Below are 18,056 nucleotides of genomic sequence, written 5' to 3'. Positions count from 1 at the left end.
ACACCGACGTCGCGGCGATGCGGCCCGCGCCGCGGCGCATGGCCGCCGGGACGGCCGCGCGCGCGGCCCGGGCCGGCGCGACCACGGCCCGACCGACCCCGAACGTCGCGACCGCCAGGGCGCTCAGGCCGGCCTCGGCCCACGAGCGCTCACCGGTCGCGGCGAGCACGACGTTGCCGACGAGGTTGACGAGACCCGCGACCAGCGCGACCGTCCCGAGGACGGCCGCGAGCGCCTGCCCGATGACCGGCACCCACCCGACGAGCAGCGCGGCCACGCCCGCCACGGCGGCGACCGTCCCGGCGACGTCGGTGACGAAGGCGACCGCGCGCGCCCCCCAGTCGTCCCACCAGCCGTCCTCGAGGTCGCCGGAGCCGCGGACGTCCTCGACGGCCGCGGCGGCCGTCTCCGCAGCGGCGTCGCGGTCGGCCTCCGCGCCCTCGAGGCGGCGGCGCGCGGCGGCGAGGTCCGCATCGGCCTCGTCGGCGTCGGCACGCGCGGCGCCGAGCCGCGACGAGGCCCGCGCGACGGCGTCGGCGTCCGCGCGCCGGGCGTCGGCCGTGGCCTCCGGGTCCTCCTCGCTGCGCTCGACGGCGCGGCGCGCGGAGTCCAGGGCCGCCTGCGCGGAGCCCGCGGCGGCCAGGGCCGCGGTGCGCCGGGCCTCGGCCGCGCGTGCGTCGGCGAGGGCGGCGTCGGCCTCGTCCTGCGCGTCGCCCAGACGGGCGGCGTACTGCTGCAGCGCCTGCCCGACCGCCTCGTAGCGGGTGTGGGCGCGCTCGATGTCGTCGGCGACCGAGCGCGCGCGGTCCCGGAAGGCGTCGACCGCACGACTCGTCATGGCGGCGGCGTCGGCGATGGCGCGCAGGTTGGCGGCCGCGGACTCGATCGCCGCGGCCACCTCGAGGTAGTCCGCCGCGGCGGTGAGCACCTCGTCCGGGTCGCCGGGGACCGGGTCCGAGGCGGCCAGGGGGTGCCAGTCGATCGGCCGCGGCACGGTCAGCCCTCCCCGCGCAGCGCGGCGGCGAGCTCGCTGTCGATGGTCTCGTACGTCTCCCCGACGCCCGTCGCGGTGTCGGCGAGGGCCGCGATGCCCTCGACCATCTCGGCGCGGCGGTCGTCCCACGAGCGCGCGAACTCGCGCACCCGCTCGGCGAGACCACGGTGCCCGAGCGCGTCGGCCAGCGCGTCGGTGCGGGCGTTCGCGTGCTCGAACTCCGTCGCGACGAGCCGCAGGGCCGCCCCCGTCTCACGGAGCACGACCGTGTCGATCTCGAGGTCGGCCATGCACCCTCCGCCTGTGTCGCGCCTGCCGGCGCAGCCTAACCGCGCGCCGGACCGGGCCGGGCGCGACGCTGGACGGTGTGACAGGTACGAGCGGGACCGCCGGTGTGACACGACGGGAGCACGCGCGTCGCCGCGCCCCCGCGGTGGCGGCGCTCGCCCTCGCGCTCGTCGCGCTGCCCGTGACGCTCGCGCGGCTGCTCGGCCCGCTCGGGCTCGACACCGTGACGCCGGGCGCCCAGCTCGCAGGGCTCGCCCCGCTCGCGGGGTGCGTCCTCGCCGTCGCGCTCCTGCTCCTCGTCGCCTCGCTGCTGCCGCGCCCACCGGCCGGACGGGGCCGGGGGGCCCGGCGGGCGGGAGCGCTCGGCGCACTCGTCCTCGTCGCTGCCCTCGTCCTGCACGCGGGGTGGGCGCTCGGCCCGCTCGTGGGCGGCCCGCGGGCCGGGGAGGGCACGACCGGGGTGCAGCTGCGGGTGCTCGCGCTCAACGCCCGCTTCGGCAACGCCGAGGCGGCCCCGGTGGTCCGGCTCGTCGTGGAGCACGACGTCGACGTCCTCGCCGTCACCGAGCTCACCCCCCGGCTGCGGGACGCCCTCCGCGAGGCCGGCCTGGACCGCGTCCTGCCCCACGCGGTCGTCGAGGTGGACGACGGCCCGCTCGGCAGCGGCACCTTCTCGCGCTGGCCGCTGCAGGAGCTGGCCGCTCCGGACACGACCTTCACGACCGTCCGCGCGCGGGTCGCGGTGCCCGGTGTCCCCGCCGGGGTCGTGCTGACGACGGTCCACACGTGGCCGCCGCTGCCCGGCCGCACCGACCGCTGGCAGCGCGACCACGAGCTGGTGCGCGAGGTGGTCGCGACCGACCCCGCCCCGCGCGTCGTGGCGGGCGACCTCAACGCGACGCCGGACCACTCGCTGTTCCGCCGGCTGCTCGACGAGGCGGGCCTGCGGCCGGTCGGCGACCCGTCCCCGTGGGACCCGACGTGGCCGTCGGACCAGCGCCTCGGCCCGTTCCTGCGCCTGGACCACGTGCTCGTCGACGACGAGGTGTCGGTACCGGGCCGGCGCGAGCACCTCCGCGTGCCGGGCACCGACCACCTCGCGGTGCTCGCGACCGTCGAGGTCGGACCGGCGCCGGCCGGGTGAGCGGGGCGGCGCGCCGTCGCCGGGCGCACCGCCCCGACGACGGCGTCAGCCGGCCACCGGCTCGACCGGCAGCCACAGCTCGCCGACCGCGGTCCCGTCCTCGTGGAGGTCGGCCCGCAGCAGCTCCGGTCCCGGCCGCGTGCGCCACGGGTTGGCGGGGAACCACTCGCCGTACGCGCTGCGCCACAGGTGCTGCAGGTTCTCCGGGTACGGCCCGCGCTCGCTCGTGAGCACGAGCCAGGACCCGCCCGGCACCTCGAGCGCCTCGAGGTCCGCCGGCACCTCCCGGGACGTGACGGCTGCGACCCAGTAGTCGACCTCGCTCCCCTCGGCGCGTCGCCCGTCGAGGCCGTCGGTCACCGACAGCACCCCGTGCGGCTCCTGGTCCGACAGCGCCGCGAGCCGCTCGCGGACGTCGGGGCCGACGCCGCGCGCGAACTCCTCGATCGCGCTGTTGCGGCCGAGGTGCACGACCGGCACGCGGGCCCTCCGCCCCGCGACGGTGAACGCGTCCTTGTCCACGACGCGGTAGTCCATGCTGCTGCTCCCTTCGACGGTGAGGTGGAAGGAGACGCGGGGCTGCGACACGAGCGGCGGCCGGAGCCGCCGCGCCTCGCCCGCCCCCACGCCGTGGACGGCGCGGAAAGCACGGGAGAACGCCTCCGTGGAGGAGTACCCGTGCCGTACCGCGACGTCGAGCAGCGACGCCGTGCGCGCGAGCACGTCACCCGCCGCGAGCGTCATCCGCCGCCGGCGCACGTACTCCCCGACCGGCATGCCGGCGAGCGAGGAGAACGTGCGCCGGAAGTGGTGCTCGCTGGTGGACGCCCGCCGGGCCAGCGCGGCCACGTCGACCGGCTCGCCGGCCGCGAGGGCGCGCTCGACGTCGTCGAGCGCCGCGTTGAACCTCTCGAGCACCCCGGTCCCCTTTCCTGTTGACCGGACCAGCGTCGGACGGCGGGGGCGCCGGCCACCCGACCGGGACGGTGCCGGTCCGGTCGGGGCCGCCAGGAGTCTCTCAGCCCCCGGCAGGCAGCAGGTCGACGACCACGACCTGCGGTGGGGCGTTGAACCGCACGGGCAGCACGCTGAAACCGATCCCGCACGACACGAACAGGGCGTTGCCGTCGGCGCCGTACCCCTCGGGGGCCCAGCCGTCCGCGACGAGCGCCTCCTCCTGCGTGAGCCCGAGGTAGGACCAGTGCGGGCTGAACGGGAGCGCGACCTGCCCGCAGTGCGTGTGCCCGGCCAGCGCCAGGGGGGCAGCGCCCGGCGGCAGGCGCGGGAAGGCCGTCGGGTTGTGGGTGAGCACGACGCGGGGCGCTCCGGGCGGCACGTCGGCGAGGGCCCGTGCGACGTCGACGTCGGCCGCCCGGAGGCTGTCGAGCCCGACCACGTGCAGCGCCGACGAGCCGGGCACCGCCACGAGGGCGCTCTCGTCGACGAGCACCGTGACCCCGGTCGCCTCCAGCGCCCGGGTGACCTCCGCCGCGCCGCCGCTGGCGTGGTCGTGGTTGCCGAGGACGGCGAGCACGGGCACGTCGAGGTCGAGGAGGGGCTGCAGCAGCGCGACGGCCTCGGCCGCCTGCGCCGCGGGGTCCGGCGAGCGGCTGTAGAGGTAGTCGCCGCCGAGCAGCACGAGGTCGGGCTCCGCCGCGGCACCGGCCCGGGCCGCGCGGGCGACCGTGCCGGTGTTGGCCCATCGCATGCCGAGCTGCAGGTCGGCGAGGAACACCGCCCGCACCGGCCCGGCGGCCGGGTCGAGGCCGGCCAGGCGGTGCTCGAGCCGCCGCTCGTCCAGCAGCAGCCGCGGCTCGACGAGGAGGGCGTACAGACCGAGGAGGACCGCGACGGCCAGCGCGGCCGCGAGCACCCTGGCCCCGAGGGCGGCTACGCGCCGGCCCCGGCTCCTCCCACGGTCCCCGTCCGGGCGCGCGCGCCGGGTCACTCGCCCACCCCCCGGCCGTCGGCACGGGGGGCGGCCCCACCGAGGTCGGCCTCGACGCGGGTCAGCAGATCCTCGAGCGCCGCCGCGACGGGCTCCGGGTGGCTGAGCGGCACCATGTGACCGCCACCGTCGACGAGCACGAGGCGGGCGCGGTCCCCCGCCCCCGCCGCGAGGGCGCGGGCGTGGCGGGCGGGGAAGACCGCGTCGGCGGCACCGCTCAGCACGAGGGTCGGCACGCGGGACAGCACGTCGAGGTACCTCGCGGAGTCGAAGAACAGGGCGCGGGGCAGCAGCTGGGCGACCTGCGCCTTCGGCGTCCGGCGCCACATCTCCTCGGCCTCGGCGACCGTGCCGGGGGCGACCGGCGCGGGGCCGAAGACGAAGCGGCGGACCGCACGGTCCGCGCCGGGCAGGCGCGTCGGGGGCACGAGGTCGGCGAGCGGCGACAGCAGCCACACCAGCGCGCGCACGACGGGACGGAGCCGGAGCGCCGCGACGGCGCGCATGGCCAGGCGCGGCAGCCGGTGGGCCGGCAGAAGACCGGAGGAGCCGGACAGCAGGGCCACCCCGCGTACCCGCCCGCCGAACAGCTCCGGGCGGTCGCCCGCGAGCGCGAGCGCCGCAAGCGCACCGAGCGAGTGCCCCACGAGGACGACGGGCCGGCCGTCGGCGCACGCGTCGACGACGGCCCCGAGGTCGCGCCCGAGCCGGCGCAGCCCGATCCGGCGCCGTCCCGCCCAGCCGCTGCGGTGGTGGCCCCGGTGCTCCACGAGGACGAGCCGCGCCCGGGGGCCCAGCGCCCGCCGCAGCGGCGCGAACGCCTCCGCGCGCACGGCGAAGCCGTGGGACAGCACGACCGTCACCGGTGCGGTCGTGTTCTCGTCGACCTCGGTGTGGAGCAGGACGCCGTCGTCCGCACGGACCCCTGGCGGCTGCCCGTCGTGCCGCAGCCGCGCCGTGGCGAGCCGTCGCGCGACCACGAGGGCGGTGACGCCAATGACGGCGGCGATGGCGAGCACCCGGCCGTCGACGTCGCGGCAGCGGGACCTGCGCGGCGGGCGCACGTCAGGCACCGGCCCGGACCGGCTCGCGGGCGAGCACCCGCGGTGCGTCGGGTGCGCCTCGCGCGGGCTGCGTCACCGACCAGCACGCCGCCACCCAGACGCCGCCGAGCACGAGGCTGCCGAGCAGGTCGCTCGGGAAGTGGGCGCCGGAGTACACGCGCTCCAGCGCCACGAGCAGGACCACCACGGCGCACGCGGTCACACCGGCGACCCGCAGGGGGCGGCTGCGCACCCAGGCGAGCACGAGCAGCGCCACGGTGCCGTAGAGCGCCACGGCGGCCGCGGCGTGCCCGGACGGGAAGGAGTACGAGGTCGGCGGCAGCTCGGCGGCCGTGGGGTCGAGCTCCGGGCGCGCCCGCGCGACGACGGTCGAGGTGGCGAGGAACACGAGGCTCTCGCCGACGAGCGCGAGCAGCACGACCAGGCCGGGCGCCCACCGGCGTGTGAGCACGACCGCGAGGGCGCTCGCCACCGCCGCCGCGGCCACCGCCCCGGCCGTGTCGCCGAGCAGCCCGGCGACCGAGAGCACGGCGGTGAGGGGCCCGGTCCGCAGGTCGACGACGGCCGCGACGACCGCCGCCTCGGCCGCGCGGAGGGACGTCCAGCCCGTCACGACCTCACCCAGCAGCACGAGGCCGCCCCACAGGGTCACCGCCGTCACGAGCAGCACCGCGGCCGCGCGGGCGGGGTGCGGGAGCGGCCGGTCGTGCTCGGGAGCCGGGTCGAGCGCGCGGCGCTCGTCCGGGCTCGTGGCGAGGCCGTCGTCGTCCGCCCGCGTGAGCCCCTCCCGGTGCCGCCACGCGCGGAAGGCGACGGCCGTCACGGCCAGCCACAGCACGCCCATCGCCCAGCCACCCACGACGTCGGACGGGTAGTGCACCCCGAGCAGGACGCGCGTCACCCCGATGACGCCGACGGTCACGACCACCGCGACAACGGCGAGCGGACGGCCACGGGGCGGCACGCGCGGCCACAGCACGAGCAGCAGCAGCCCGAAGGTCACGGCCGAGCCCAGGGAGTGACCGCTGGGGAAGCTGAAGCCGGGCGCCTCGGAGACCGGGAGGTCGACCTCGGGCCGGAGCCGCCGGACGAGGGCCTTGGTGCCCGAGCTGAGCGCGGCCGCCCCCACCCCGGTCACAACGGCGTAGGCGGCGAGCCGCGGCAGGCGCCGCACGAGCAGGGCGACGGCGAGGACGGCGACGACGAGCGTCAGCGCGGGCGAGCCCCCGAACCACGTGAGGACCGTGAGGGCCTTGACGAGGACCGGGGAGGCGGGGACGAGCCCGTTGGCGGCGTCGACGACCCGTTCGTCGACCCCCTGCAGCGGCTCGTTGCCGGCGGCGACGAGGCCGAGCAGGAGCCCGGCCACGGCCCCGGCCACGAGGAGCACGACGAGTCCGAGCCCGCTGAGCAGGGCGAAGCGGGCCGGGCGGGCGACGTCCGACGACTCCATACCTCGTCCGTACCCCGCCGGCCGCGGGTATGCGGACCTCAGCGGCCGAGCGCGTCCGCCTCCGTCCCGATCGAGGTGTCGTCGCCGTGGCCGGTGTGCACGACGGTGTCGTCGGGCAGCGCGAACAGCCGCGCGCGGACCGACGCCTCGATCGTGGGGCGGTCGCTGAAGGAGCGGCCCGTCGCCCCGGGGCCGCCGGAGAACAGCGTGTCGCCGGTGAGCACCGCGCCGAGGGCGGGCACGTGCAGGCACACCGAGCCCGGGCTGTGCCCGGGGGTGTGGAGCACGCGGACCTCGTCGCCCGCGACGGTGAGGACGTCGCCGTCGGCGAGGTCACGGTCCCAGCGCCGCTCGCCGTGGGTGAGCCGCCACACGGGCTCCTCGGCCGGGTGCAGCAGGACGGGTGCCCCGAACCGCTCCCCAGCGGCGGGGGCGTACCGGCAGTGGTCGTCGTGCGCGTGCGTGCACACGACGGCCGTGACCCGCCGGTCGCCGACGAGGGCGGCGACGGCGTCGAGGTCGTGAGCGGGGTCCACGACGAGGCACTCGGTGTCGTCGCCGAGCACCCACACGTTGTTGTCGACGTCGTGGGTCTCCCCGTCGAGGCTGAACGTGCCGGAGGTGACGGCCCGGTCCAGGCGCAGCGCCATCAGAGCACCACCACCGAGCGCAGAACGTCTCCGCGGTGCATCTTGTCGAAGGCGGCCTCGACGTCGCCGATGCCGATCGTCTCGGTGACGAAGGCGTCGAGGTCGAAGCGGCCCTGCCGGTACAGGTCGACGAGCACGGGGAAGTCGCGGTCGGGCAGGCAGTCGCCGTACCACGACGACTTCAGCGCGCCGCCGCGGCCGAAGACGTCGAGCAGCGGCAGGTCGAGGCGCATGTCGGGCGTCGGGACGCCGACGAGCACGACGGTGCCGGCGAGGTCGCGGGCGTAGAACGCCTGCTCGTACGTCTCGGGTCGGCCGACCGCGTCGATGACGACGTCCGCGCCGAACCCGTCGGTCAGCTCCTTGACCGCCTCGACGGTGTCGGTGCTGGACGCGTCGACGGTGTGGGTGGCGCCGAGGCCCTTCGCCCACTCGAGCTTGCGCGGGTCGCGGTCGACGGCGATGACGGTCCGCGCGCCCACGATGGCGGCGCCCGCCACCGCGGCGGCGCCGACGCCGCCGCAGCCGATGACGGCCACGGTGTCACCGAGCCGGACCCCGCCGGTGTTGACGGCGGCGCCGAAACCGGCCATGACGCCACAGCCGAGCAGGCCCGCGGCTGTGGCGGGCGCCTCGGGGTCGACCTTCGTGCACTGCCCGGCGGCGACGAGGGTCTTCGCCTGGAACGCGCCGATGCCGAGGGCGTTGCTCAGCACGGTGCCGTCGGCGAGCGTCATGGGCTGGCGGGCGTTGTGGGTGTCGAAGCAGTACCAGGGCCGCCCGCGCCGGCACGCGCGGCACTGCCCGCAGACCGCGCGCCAGTTGAGCACAACGAAGTCGCCCTCGGCGACGTTGGTGACGCCCTCGCCGAGCGCGCTCACGACGCCCGCGGCCTCGTGGCCCAGCAGGTAGGGGAAGTCGTCGCCGATGCCGCCCTCGCGGTAGTGCAGGTCGGTGTGGCACACGCCGCACGCCTGCACGTCGACGACCACCTCGCCGGGACCCGGGTCGGGGACAACGACCGTCTCGAGCGTGACCGGCTCGCCCTTGGCGCGTGCGACGACTCCCTGGACCTCGTACGGCATGTGCGTCTCCCTCGACCTGCGGCTGGTGTGCACGGCGAGTCAACTACAGGGGTGCGGACGCACGCACGAGCGGCCACGGAAGAGCCGCACCGGCGCCCGCGTTGGCACCTGTCGTGAGCACGCACCCTGGTCCCCTGACCGTCGAGGTGTGGTCCGACGTGGTCTGCCCGTGGTGCTACATCGGCAAGCGCCACCTGGAGGCGGCCGTCGAGCAGCTGCGCGAGGAGCTCGGTGAGGAGCTCGGCGAGGTGCGGGTGCACTGGCGCTCGTTCCAGCTCGACCCCTCGTCGCCGCGCCCGGGCGAGCCCGGTCACGGCACGGACGTGGCGACCTACCTCGGGGAGAAGTACGGCGGCGGCCGTGAGGCGGGTCTGCAGATGAACGCGCGCGTGAGCGAGGTCGCCGCCCGGGCGGGTCTGGAGTTCCGTCTCGAGGACGCCGTGCGCGGCAGCACCGCCGACGCCCACCGCCTGATCCACCTCGCCGACGCCCTCGACCCCGACGGCGCGGCGGGCCTGCAGGACCGGACCAAGGAGCGGTTCCTGCGCGCCTACTTCACCGAGGGCCGCGACGTGTCGCAGCCCGAGGTGCTGCGCGCGCTCGCGGCAGAGGTCGGGCTGCCCGCCGAGCAGGTCGACGACGTCCTCGGCAGTGCGATGTACGCCCGCGAGGTCCTCGCCGAGCAGCAGCAGGCCGTCTCCTACGGGGCGAACGGCGTGCCGTTCACCGTCGTCGACGGCCGCTACGGCGTGTCCGGCGCGCAGCCCGTCGAGGTGTTCGCCGAGGCGCTGCGCCGGGCGGCCGCCGACCGTGCGCCGCGGCTGGTGAGCGTCGGGGCGAGCACGTCGTCGGCAGACGCCGCAGGCGGGGCCGAGGCCTGCGGGCCGGACGGCTGCGCGGTGCCCGACCGCGCCTGACGGAGGACGCGCCCCGCGCCGGCCGGGACACGCGGGACGCCCGGGACTGCCGACCGCCGACCGCCGGCGCGGGCCGGTCGTCCACGCGCGCCGGCTCCCCGCGGCCTGGGGGCCGCCGCGGCCGGAGAGCCAGGGGGTGTCCGGACGCTCTCGACGAGTGCTGGCTGCAGGCCCCCGACACGCCGGCGCGGGGCTCAGGGACCCAGCACTCGTCACGGGTCGACGAGTGCTGGGTCCTGGACGCGACACGCCGGGGTCGTGGCCCCCGTACCCAGCCCGCGTGCAGAGCGCTCCGCACCCCCACCCCGTGGCCGCCGGTCCCGGCAGTCGCTCCAGTGGCCCGGCGGTCCCGGGCGTCGCGGGCGTATTCCGGCTCGCGAGGACGGTCCGTGAGGTGCACGCCACGTTCCGCGTCCGGCGCCGCTGGGAACCTCGAGAGCATGCCCATCACTGCGACCAGGACCATCGGTGACGTCACCGTCTCGGCCATCGGCCTCGGCGGCATGCCCATGTCGATCGAGGGTCGACCGGACCGCGAGCGCAGCATCGCGACGATCCACGCCTCGCTCGACGAGGGGGTCACCTTCATCGACACCGCCGACGCGTACCACCTCGAGGCGGGCGAGGTCGGCCACAACGAGGAGCTGATCGCGGAGGCCCTCCGCAGCTACGGCGGCGACACCTCGGGGGTGCTCGTCGCGACCAAGGCGGGCCACCTGCGCCCCGGCGACGGCTCGTGGACGCAGGACGGACGCCCCGAGCACATCAAGGAGGCGGCGAAGGCGTCCGCGAAGCGGCTCGGCGTCGACGCGATCGGCCTGCACCAGTTCCACCGGCCCGACCCGGACGTGCCGTACGCGGAGTCCGTCGGCGCGCTCGTCGAGCTGCTCGACGAGGGCGTGATCCGCATGGCCGGCGTCTCCAACGCCGACCCGGACCAGATCCGCGAGGCGAACGAGGTCCTCGGCGGCCGGCTCGTGAGCGTGCAGAACCAGTTCTCGCCCGGGTTCCGCAGCAGCGAGGCCGAGCTGCGGCTGTGCGACGAGATGGGGATCGCGTTCCTGCCGTGGAGCCCGCTCGGCGGGATCGCCAAGGCGTCGGAGCTGGCGGGGTCCCTCGACGCGTTCGCCGAGGTCGCCCGCGAGCACGACGTGACCCCGCAGCAGGTCACCCTCGCGTGGCACCTCGCGAAGTCGCCCGTCGTCGTCCCGATCCCCGGCTCCAGCCGGCCCGAGACCGCACGCGCGTCGGCCGCAGCGGCCGACCTGCGGCTGAGCGAGGACGAGGTCGCGCGCCTCGACGCGACGCAGCCGCCGCCGGAGGGCTGACGGGCGGGGCCCGGCGCGGCCGCGCCCGGGACCTCAGCGCCTGACGAAGGAGGACACCGTCACCGCGACGGTGTCCTCCGTCGTCTCCGCGTGCTCGGCCATCGCCGCCAGCGACGCCGTCCGCGCCGCGCTCGGGTGCCACGCGTTCGGCCCCATGGCGACGACGTCGCCGGCCTGCTCGGCGGTCCACCGCACCCGCGCCTCGACGCCGACGCAGGCCACGGGTCCGAAGCCCGTGCCGAGACGGTCCGCCAGCCGGTCCGGCTTGCCGGCCGGGACGTCGAGCAGGTCGAGGCGCGTACGCAGCGTGGCGAGGTGTCCGGGCTCGGGCGTCACGACCACCACGACCGCGCCCGGAGCGCAGACGCGCGCGAGCTCCTCGACGGTCGGCAGCGGCGCGAACAGCGCGAGGACCGCGCCCGCGACGCCGCCGCGCAGCGGCAGCGGCCGGGTGAGGTCCGCCCCGACCGCGGCGAGCCGGGTGTGTGCGCGCGCCGCCCGGCGCAGCGCCGGCACGCTCAGCTCGAGCGCGACGCCGTCACGGCCGGGCAGCGCGTCGAGGACCGCGGCGGTGTGGTGCCCCGTCCCGGCGCCGAGGTCGAGCAGCAGGCCGGCCGGCGGCGCGGCCGCGACGAGCGCGTCGCGCACCGTCGCCGTCACCGGGTCGTAGGCGCCCGAGCCGAGCACTCGCGCGCGGGCGGCGACCATGTCGGTGGTGTCGGCACGCAGCCGCGTCCCGCCGCTCAGCAGGACCACGTGCCCCTGTCGCGCCACGTCGAACGAGTGCCCGTCCGCGCACCGCAGGGCGCGCGGCGTCCCCTCGACGAGCGCGAGCGACGCCCCGCACACCGGGCACGCGAGCGCCGGGGCCACCCGGTCCAGCGCGCTCAGAGGATCCGCCTCTCCGCCGCCCAGCGGGTGAGCTCGTGGCGCGAGGACAGCTGCAGCTTCCGCAGCACGCTCGACACGTGCGTCTCGACCGTCTTGACGGAGATGAAGAGCTCGCTGCCGACGTCCTTGTACGAGAAGCCGCGCGCGATGAGCCGCATCACCTCGCGCTCGCGGGCCGTCAGGCGGTCGAGCTCGTCGTCGACGACCGCGAGGTCGGTGGCCGCGGTGCCGAACGCGTCGAGCACGAAGCCTGCCAGGCGCGGCGAGAACACGGCGTCGCCGTCGGCGACCCGGCGGACGGCGTCGACGAGCGCCGGGCCGTCGACGGACTTCGTCACGTAGCCGCGGGCGCCGGCCCGGATGACGGCTATGACGTCGTCGGCGGCGTCGGAGACGCTGAGGGCGAGCGCCCGCACCGGCGCGCCCTCGGGGGTCCGCAGGTGCGCGGTGCGGCGCAGCACCTCCGCGCCACCGCCCCCGTCGCCGCCGGGCAGGTGCACGTCGAGGAGCACGACGTCGGGACGCTGCGCGGTGACGACCGCGACGGCCTCGTCGACGTCGCCGGCCTCACCCACCACCCGCAGGTCGGGGGCGAGCGCGGCGAGCTCGGTCCGCACCCCGGTCCGGACCACCCGGTGGTCGTCGACGAGCACGAGCCTCATGCGTCCTCCTGCGGGGCGTGGGTGGTCCGGGGTGCCGGGTCGGCGGGCCGGGCGGGCTGGGCGGGCGGGGCGGGCTGGGCGGCGAGGTGCAGCGGGAGGTGCAGCGAGACCTCGGTGCCGCCGCCGGGGGCGCGCCTCACGCCGGCGCTGCCGCCCGCACGACGCATGCGGCCGAGCACGGACTCCCGCAGCCCGAGCCGGTCCGGCGGCACGCGCTCGGGGTCGTCGAGGTCGGCGAGGTCGAGGCCGTCACCGCGGTCGGTGACGAAGGCCCGCACCTCGCCGTCGGCCACCTCGACGTACACCTGCACGGGCGGACGCGCGTGGCGGACGGCGTTGAGCACCGCCTCCCGTGCGGCCGCGACGAGGGCGGCGGAGCGGTCGTCGAGCGGGCAGTCGCCCACCTGCACGACCTCGACCGGGACGCCGTGGTCGTCCTCGACCTGCGCGACGGCGTCGGCCACCGCGCTCGCGAGCGTCCCCTCGCGACCGGCGGCGTCGCCGTACAGCCAGCCCCGCAGCTCCCGCTCCTGGGCGCGGGCGAGCCGGGCGACGGCCTGCGGGTCGTCCGGGCGCCGCTGGATGAGCGCGAGGGTCTGCAGCACCGAGTCGTGCAGGTGCGCGGCGATCGCCGCGCGCTCGGTCTCCCGCACCCGGGCGAGCCGCTCGGCCTCGGAGCGGCGCCACAGCGTGAGGACGGTCGGCGCGACGAGCAGGCCCACGCCGCCGAGCACCGCGACGCCGGCGAGCAGCGCGGGACGCAGGGCCTGCGCGTCGGTGCCGGTGAGGGCGAGCAGGAGGATGCCGGAGCCCGCGAGGCCGACGCCCGCGAGGAGCCGGAGCGTGCCCGAACCGGTGCCGCCGGTGGCGCCGTCGACGAGGCGGCGTCGCTCGGTCGTACCGAGGGTCGACCACGTGAGGAACGCGCCGGTCGCGACCACCGCGAGCGGCACGACCGTGCCGACGGGCACGGCGACGTCGAGGCGCTGCAGGAGGAGCACGGCCCCCGCCACGAGGAAGCCGACGCCCCACAGCAGCCACACCAGCTGCTCCCCACCGGGGGTCCAGCGGCGGCCGCGTCCTCCCGCCGTCCGCGGCGCCTCACCGGCCGGGAGCACGCCGTCGCGGCGCGGGACGGCGACCCACAGCAGCAGGTAGACGAGCGGTCCGATGCCGGCGACGAGGGTGGCGACGAGGAAGGCGGCGCGGACACCGGCGACCGGCGCGCCGAGGTGGCGGGCGACCCCGGACGCGACGCCCGCGACCCAGCGGTCGCCCGGCTCGCGCTCCAGCGGCGGCCGCGGCGGCCGCTCGCTCGCGCCCCGCACGGGCGTCCCGGTGCTCACGTCCCCATCCTCCCGCCCCCGGGCCCGCCGCGGACCAGGGTCGGACCCCGGTACCTGCCGCGGCTCGTCCGGGGCGGGACCAGGGGCGCGCTCAGGGTCGTCCCCGATGTGCCGGGGGGTGCCGGAGCGGAAGCGTGTGCGGCATGACGGACGACGTGCGAGACCCGGCCGGCCCCGACGCCGGCCCCGCCGGCTCGGCTGCCGGCCCTGCCGCTGCCGGGCCCGGTGCCTCTGCTGCCGGACCTGGTGCCTCTGCTGCCGGACCCGGGGACGTCCCTCGGCCCGGCGCGACCGGCGCCGCTGGCACGCTCGAACAGCTGTGGCGGGCGATGCGCCGGACCGGCATCCGCCGCCCGACCGACGACCGCTGGCTGGGAGGTGTCTGCGCGGGCACCGCGCGCCGGCTCGGCGTCGACCCGCTCCTGCTGCGCGTCGCGCTCGTCGGACTGACGGTGCTCGGCGGGGTCGGCGTCATCGCGTACGCCCTCGCGCTCGTGCTGCTGCCCGACGCCGACGGCCGCATCGAGCTGGAGCGTGCGAGCCACGGCGACCTCACCGGCACGACGGTCGGCGCGGTGGCCCTGCTCCTGCTCGGTCTCGTCTCGCCCGGGCCGTGGGACCTGCTGCGCGGCGGTCCGCTGGTCGACGGCGGCGACCTCGTCGGAGCCGTGGTCGTGGGGACGCTGCTGCTCATCGGGCTGTCGCTCCTGCCCCGGCTCGCGGGCGCGTCGGCCGCCACGGGTGCCACGACGGACGCGGCGTCGGAGGCGACGGCGCCCTGGAACGAGGCGTACGGCACGAGCGCGTCCGGCGCCACGGGCTACGGCACCACGGGCTGGTCGGGCCAGGGGTACGAGGCCACCGGGTCGGTGTCCACCCGCTACGGGACGTACCCGTACGCGACCACGGCGGCCGGCACCACGTACGGGAGCCCGACGTCCGGCGACCCCACCGACCCTGGCACCGGTGCCGGGACTCCGGTCCCGCCCCACCGACCGACGCCCGGGCCGCCCGCCTACCGGCCGAAGCCGCCGCAGCGCCCCGGACCCGGGGCGGCCGTGTCGTCGGCCCTCGTCGGTCTCGCGCTGCTCGTGGCGGGCGGGCTGTGGTTCGCCACCGAGGCGGACCTGCTGCCCGGGCGGCCTGCGGTCGTGGCCCTCGCGGGTGCGGCGACCCTGCTCGGCGCGGCGATCGTCGTGCTCGGTCTCGCCGGTCGCCGGGACGGCGGGGTCGGCGGAGCCGCGTTCCTCGTGGTCGTGCTCGCGGGGGCGGTGCTCGTGGTGCCGAGCTGGCGGACCACCCAGCTCGTCGGCGAGGCGGTGTGGCAGCCGGAGAGCGTCGCCGCGGCCGAGCGCGGCGGCAGCATCGGGCTCGGCTCGGGCGTCCTCGACCTCGGTGCCCTCACGGAGCCCACGACCGGGACGGTCCGCATCCCCGTCCGCAGCGGCATCGGCAACCTCGAGGTGCTCGTGCCGGAGGGCCTCGACGTCCGCATCGAGGCAGGCGCCCTCGTCGGCGCGGTCCGCGACGAGCGCGACGACGTCGTCGAGGACGGTGTCGGCGTCGAGCGCACCCTCGCCGGCGACGACCCCGTCGTCGTCGTCGACGCCCGCGTGCTCGTCGGCGAGGTCGTGGTCAGCGGGGTGCCGCGGTGAGCGAGCAGCCGACCCCGAGCCCCGACCACCGACCTGAAGGAGCAGTCCCCGTGTCCGACACCACCACCGCCCCCGTCCCGCTCGCGCCGCAGGGCCCGGCCGTCGGCACCCTCGTCTGGGGCGTCGTCGTGCTGGCCGTCGGCCTGCTACTGGGGGCTCGCGAGGTCACCGACATCCGCGTCGACTACAGCCTGCTGCTGCCGGTCGGCCTCCTCGTCGTCGGGGCCCTGCTCGTCGTCGGCGCCCTCGTCACCGCTGTGCGGTCGTCCGGACGGCGGCGCCCCGGCGGGGACGACCGCGGACCGGCCGACGACGGCTGACACCGTCGCGAGCCGCCCCGGTAGGTCGTGCACGACCTTCTGGAGGCATGGTGCTCACGACGTGAGTCGCGCACGCCTGAGTCGCGCACGCCTGAGTCGCGCACGCCTGAGTCGCGCACGCCTGAGTCGCGCACGACACGGTCGTGCGCGACACGGTCGCGTGCGAGACGGTCGCGTGCGAGACGGTCGTGCGCGAGACGGTCGTGCGTGAGCCAGCGCGTCGCACCACCCCTCCCCGACGGTCGTGCACGACCGACCTGCCCGTAGGGACCGAACGCGCGACCACACCGACCGCGCGACCAGACCGACCGGACCGACCGGACCGACCGGACCGACCGCCCGACCGCCCGACCGGCGACACCGGCGCGACCGGCCAGACCGGCGCAACCGGCGCGACCGCGTCCGCCGGGACCGTGGCTCGGGTGGCAGGCTGCAGGTCATGCGGTTCGGGGTCGTCGGCACGGGCGGGTGGGCGCGCGACGTGCACGCGGCGGGCGTCGCCGCGACCGAGGGGGCCGAGGTCGTCGCCGTCTGGGGCAGGGACCGCGGCCGGGCCGACGCGCTCGCCGCCGAGCACGGTGCCCGTGCCCTCGCCGGGGAGGCGGAGGTCGACGACCTGCTCGACGCGGTCGACGCCGTCACGTTCGCGGTCCCGCCCGACGTGCAGGCGCCGCTCGCCGAGCGCGCCGCCCGCGCCGGACGCCACGTCCTCCTGGAGAAGCCGACCGCCCTGACGGTCGAGCGGGCCGAGGCCGTCGACTCGGCCGTGGCCGACGCGGGAGTGGCCTCGGTCGTGTTCATGACGGCACGGCACACCCCGGCCGTCGTCGACTGGCTCGACGGGCTCGCCGCACAGGGCGGCTGGACGGGCGCGAGCGCCGCCTGGGTCGGGTCCATCTACGCCGACGGCAGCCCGTTCGGCGCGAGCCCGTGGCGTCGTGAGCACGGCGCCCTGTGGGACGTCGGTCCCCACGCGCTGTCGGTGCTCGTGCCCGCGCTCGGGCCGGTGCGCACGGTGCGGGCCGCGCGCGGACCGGGCGACACCGTCCACCTCGTGCTGCGGCACGGCGAGGACGCCGGCGCGCCCTCGAGCGCGGTGACCCTCAGCCTCACCGTCCCGCCGCAGGCCGCCGCGCTGCGGTGCGACGTGTACGGCGAGCACGGCTGGACGTCGGTCCCCACGGACCACGGCACGAGCGCGCTCGAGGCGCACGGCCTGGCCGTCGCCGCCCTGCTCCGGGCCGCGGCCGGCGGGCCCGCGCACCCGTGCGACGCGCGCTTCGGCGCCGACGTCGTCCGCGTGCTCGCCGACGCCCAGGTGCAGCTCGACGCTCAGCGGTAGGTCGCCACCGCCGCGAGCAGCCGGTCCCAGAAGCGCTCGACGTCGAGGCCCTGCGCGACGAGGGCGTTCGGCGGCCGGCCGCTGTAGCCGTCGAGGTCGACGACCGTCGCCCCCGTCGTCCAGCGGCCCTCGGTCTCCACCACGACGTTGGTGCGGACGACCGGCACCAGGCTCGGGTCGAGCACCCGCGCGACCGCGACGGGGTCGTGCAGCGGCGGGTGCGGCATGGCGAACACGTCGCGGTACGTCGTCGCGAAGAACGTCATGAGCTCGACGCACACGCGCGCGACCGGTGTGCCGATCGCGTCCAGACGCGCGACGACGTCGGGCGTGACGAGCGCGAGGTGGGTCGTGTCGAGGCCGACGACCGTCACCGGGACGCCGGAGTCGAGCACCTCCTGCGCCGCCTCGGGGTCGTTGGCGGCGTTCGCCTCCGCGTACGGGGAGATGTTGCCGCGGCCCGTCGAGCCGCCCATCCACACGACGTCACCGATGCGCTCGCGGGCCGCGGGGTCCGCGCGCAGCAGGAGCGCGACGTTGGTGAGAGCGCCGGTCGCCACGACCGTCACCGGGTCCTCGCTGCCGGCCAGCACCCGCTGCATCAGCCGGACCGCGCCGCCCTCGACGGCCGTGACGGTCGGCTCGGGCAGGACCGGACCGTCGAGCCCGCTGTCGCCGTGGATGTCCGGCGCGACGCGCAGCGGCCGGGCGAGCGGCCGGTCGGCGCCGCGCGCCACCGGTACGTCGGTGATGCCGGCGAGCGTGCACAGCGCGAGGGTGTTGCGCAGGCACTTGTCGACCGTCTGGTTGCCGTGCACGACGGTCACGGCACGCAGGTCAACGGCGGGGTCGGCGTGGGCGAGGAGCAGCGCGAGCGCGTCGTCGTGGCCGGGGTCGCAGTCGAGCACGATCGGGACGGGCACGGCCCGATCCTGCCCGCTCCGCGCTGTCGGTGGACGGCGGGAGGGT

18 protein-coding genes and 1 pseudogene are annotated in these 18,056 nt (G+C 77.4%); 6 read left to right on the top strand and 13 right to left on the bottom strand.

Annotated features, from left to right (window positions below):
- A pseudogene (locus tag WAA21_RS14120) lies at window positions 1–994 on the bottom strand (hypothetical protein); the annotation flags it as partial.
- A gap of 2 nt (window positions 995–996) precedes the next feature.
- Complete coding sequence (locus WAA21_RS14115; protein ID WP_336923463.1) at window positions 997–1,284, bottom strand: hypothetical protein; 288 nt, start codon at window positions 1,282–1,284, stop codon at window positions 997–999.
- Between the two features lie 104 nt (window positions 1,285–1,388).
- On the opposite strand from WAA21_RS14115, the gene WAA21_RS14110 reads away from it, so the two are divergent.
- Window positions 1,389–2,426 carry an endonuclease/exonuclease/phosphatase family protein gene (locus WAA21_RS14110; RefSeq protein ID WP_336923462.1) on the top strand — a complete coding sequence of 346 codons (1,038 nt, stop codon included), beginning with the start codon at window positions 1,389–1,391 and terminating at the stop codon, window positions 2,424–2,426.
- Between the two features lie 45 nt (window positions 2,427–2,471).
- Here the strand turns inward: WAA21_RS14110 and WAA21_RS14105 are convergent, their stop codons facing one another.
- From WAA21_RS14105 to WAA21_RS14080, 6 genes are all read right to left on the bottom strand, one after another.
- Window positions 2,472–3,344 carry an AraC family transcriptional regulator gene (locus tag WAA21_RS14105; RefSeq protein WP_336923461.1) on the bottom strand — a complete coding sequence of 291 codons (873 nt, stop codon included), beginning with the start codon at window positions 3,342–3,344 and terminating at the stop codon, window positions 2,472–2,474.
- A gap of 100 nt (window positions 3,345–3,444) precedes the next feature.
- Window positions 3,445–4,299, bottom strand: a complete 855-nt coding sequence (locus WAA21_RS14100; protein ID WP_336923460.1) for a metallophosphoesterase — start codon at window positions 4,297–4,299, stop codon at window positions 3,445–3,447.
- A 71-nt stretch (window positions 4,300–4,370) separates the two neighbouring features.
- Window positions 4,371–5,447, bottom strand: a complete 1,077-nt coding sequence (locus tag WAA21_RS14095; protein WP_336923459.1) for an alpha/beta fold hydrolase — start codon at window positions 5,445–5,447, stop codon at window positions 4,371–4,373.
- Window positions 5,440–6,891 carry a phosphatase PAP2 family protein gene (locus WAA21_RS14090; RefSeq protein ID WP_336923458.1) on the bottom strand — a complete coding sequence of 484 codons (1,452 nt, stop codon included), beginning with the start codon at window positions 6,889–6,891 and terminating at the stop codon, window positions 5,440–5,442. The genes WAA21_RS14095 and WAA21_RS14090 overlap by 8 nt, the downstream gene beginning before the upstream one ends.
- Before the next feature lie 38 nt (window positions 6,892–6,929).
- Complete coding sequence (locus WAA21_RS14085) at window positions 6,930–7,541, bottom strand: MBL fold metallo-hydrolase (protein WP_336923457.1); 612 nt, start codon at window positions 7,539–7,541, stop codon at window positions 6,930–6,932.
- Window positions 7,541–8,626, bottom strand: coding sequence for an S-(hydroxymethyl)mycothiol dehydrogenase (locus WAA21_RS14080; protein ID WP_336923456.1), 1,086 nt, complete (start codon window positions 8,624–8,626; stop codon window positions 7,541–7,543). The genes WAA21_RS14085 and WAA21_RS14080 overlap by 1 nt, the downstream gene beginning before the upstream one ends.
- 113 nt (window positions 8,627–8,739) lie before the next feature.
- Between WAA21_RS14080 and WAA21_RS14075 the strand changes: the two genes are divergently transcribed.
- Window positions 8,740–9,543 (top strand): DsbA family oxidoreductase, encoded by an 804-nt coding sequence (locus WAA21_RS14075; RefSeq protein WP_336923455.1) that lies wholly within the window; start codon window positions 8,740–8,742, stop codon window positions 9,541–9,543.
- Between the two features lie 440 nt (window positions 9,544–9,983).
- Window positions 9,984–10,871 carry an aldo/keto reductase gene (locus WAA21_RS14070; RefSeq protein ID WP_336923454.1) on the top strand — a complete coding sequence of 296 codons (888 nt, stop codon included), beginning with the start codon at window positions 9,984–9,986 and terminating at the stop codon, window positions 10,869–10,871.
- Window positions 10,872–10,904: 33 nt separating this feature from the next.
- Here the strand turns inward: WAA21_RS14070 and WAA21_RS14065 are convergent, their stop codons facing one another.
- The 3 genes from WAA21_RS14065 to WAA21_RS14055 are packed head-to-tail and all read right to left on the bottom strand — an operon-like array spanning window position 10,905 to window position 13,770.
- The gene (locus tag WAA21_RS14065; RefSeq protein ID WP_336923453.1) at window positions 10,905–11,744 is read right to left on the bottom strand and encodes a putative RNA methyltransferase; all 840 of its coding nucleotides are present in this window, start codon (window positions 11,742–11,744) and stop codon (window positions 10,905–10,907) included.
- A 14-nt stretch (window positions 11,745–11,758) separates the two neighbouring features.
- On the bottom strand, window positions 11,759–12,424 hold the full coding sequence (locus WAA21_RS14060) for a response regulator transcription factor (protein ID WP_336923451.1): 666 nt from the start codon (window positions 12,422–12,424) through the stop codon (window positions 11,759–11,761).
- Window positions 12,421–13,770 carry a PspC domain-containing protein gene (locus tag WAA21_RS14055; protein ID WP_336923449.1) on the bottom strand — a complete coding sequence of 450 codons (1,350 nt, stop codon included), beginning with the start codon at window positions 13,768–13,770 and terminating at the stop codon, window positions 12,421–12,423. Before WAA21_RS14055 ends, WAA21_RS14060 begins: the two co-directional genes overlap by 4 nt.
- A 329-nt stretch (window positions 13,771–14,099) precedes the next feature.
- Here WAA21_RS14055 and WAA21_RS14050 point away from each other — a divergent pair, with 329 nt between their 5' ends.
- Both WAA21_RS14050 and WAA21_RS14045 read left to right on the top strand, forming a co-directional pair.
- Entirely contained in the window at window positions 14,100–15,425 is a 1,326-nt protein-coding gene (locus tag WAA21_RS14050; RefSeq protein WP_336923448.1) for a PspC domain-containing protein, read from the top strand.
- Between the two features lie 50 nt (window positions 15,426–15,475).
- A complete protein-coding gene (locus WAA21_RS14045; RefSeq protein WP_336923447.1) occupies window positions 15,476–15,745 on the top strand; it encodes a hypothetical protein in 270 nt (89 codons plus the stop codon).
- Window positions 15,746–15,799: 54 nt separating this feature from the next.
- Here the strand turns inward: WAA21_RS14045 and WAA21_RS17970 are convergent, their stop codons facing one another.
- A complete protein-coding gene (locus WAA21_RS17970) occupies window positions 15,800–16,186 on the bottom strand; it encodes a pentapeptide repeat-containing protein (RefSeq protein ID WP_442893295.1) in 387 nt (128 codons plus the stop codon).
- Between WAA21_RS17970 and WAA21_RS14040 the strand changes: the two genes are divergently transcribed.
- Complete coding sequence (locus WAA21_RS14040; protein WP_336923446.1) at window positions 16,185–17,087, top strand: Gfo/Idh/MocA family protein; 903 nt, start codon at window positions 16,185–16,187, stop codon at window positions 17,085–17,087. The genes WAA21_RS17970 and WAA21_RS14040 overlap by 2 nt on opposite strands.
- On the opposite strand, the gene WAA21_RS14035 is transcribed toward WAA21_RS14040, so the two are convergent.
- Window positions 17,078–18,010, bottom strand: coding sequence for a nucleoside hydrolase (locus WAA21_RS14035; protein ID WP_336923445.1), 933 nt, complete (start codon window positions 18,008–18,010; stop codon window positions 17,078–17,080). The two genes, WAA21_RS14040 and WAA21_RS14035, sit on opposite strands and share 10 nt — an antisense overlap.
- Window positions 18,011–18,056 lie beyond the last annotated feature (46 nt).

Source organism: Aquipuribacter sp. SD81, assembly GCF_037153975.1.
In the GTDB taxonomy this organism is placed as follows: Bacteria; Actinomycetota; Actinomycetes; order Actinomycetales; family JBBAYJ01; genus Aquipuribacter.
This window is presented reverse-complemented; position numbering and strand designations above follow the sequence as displayed.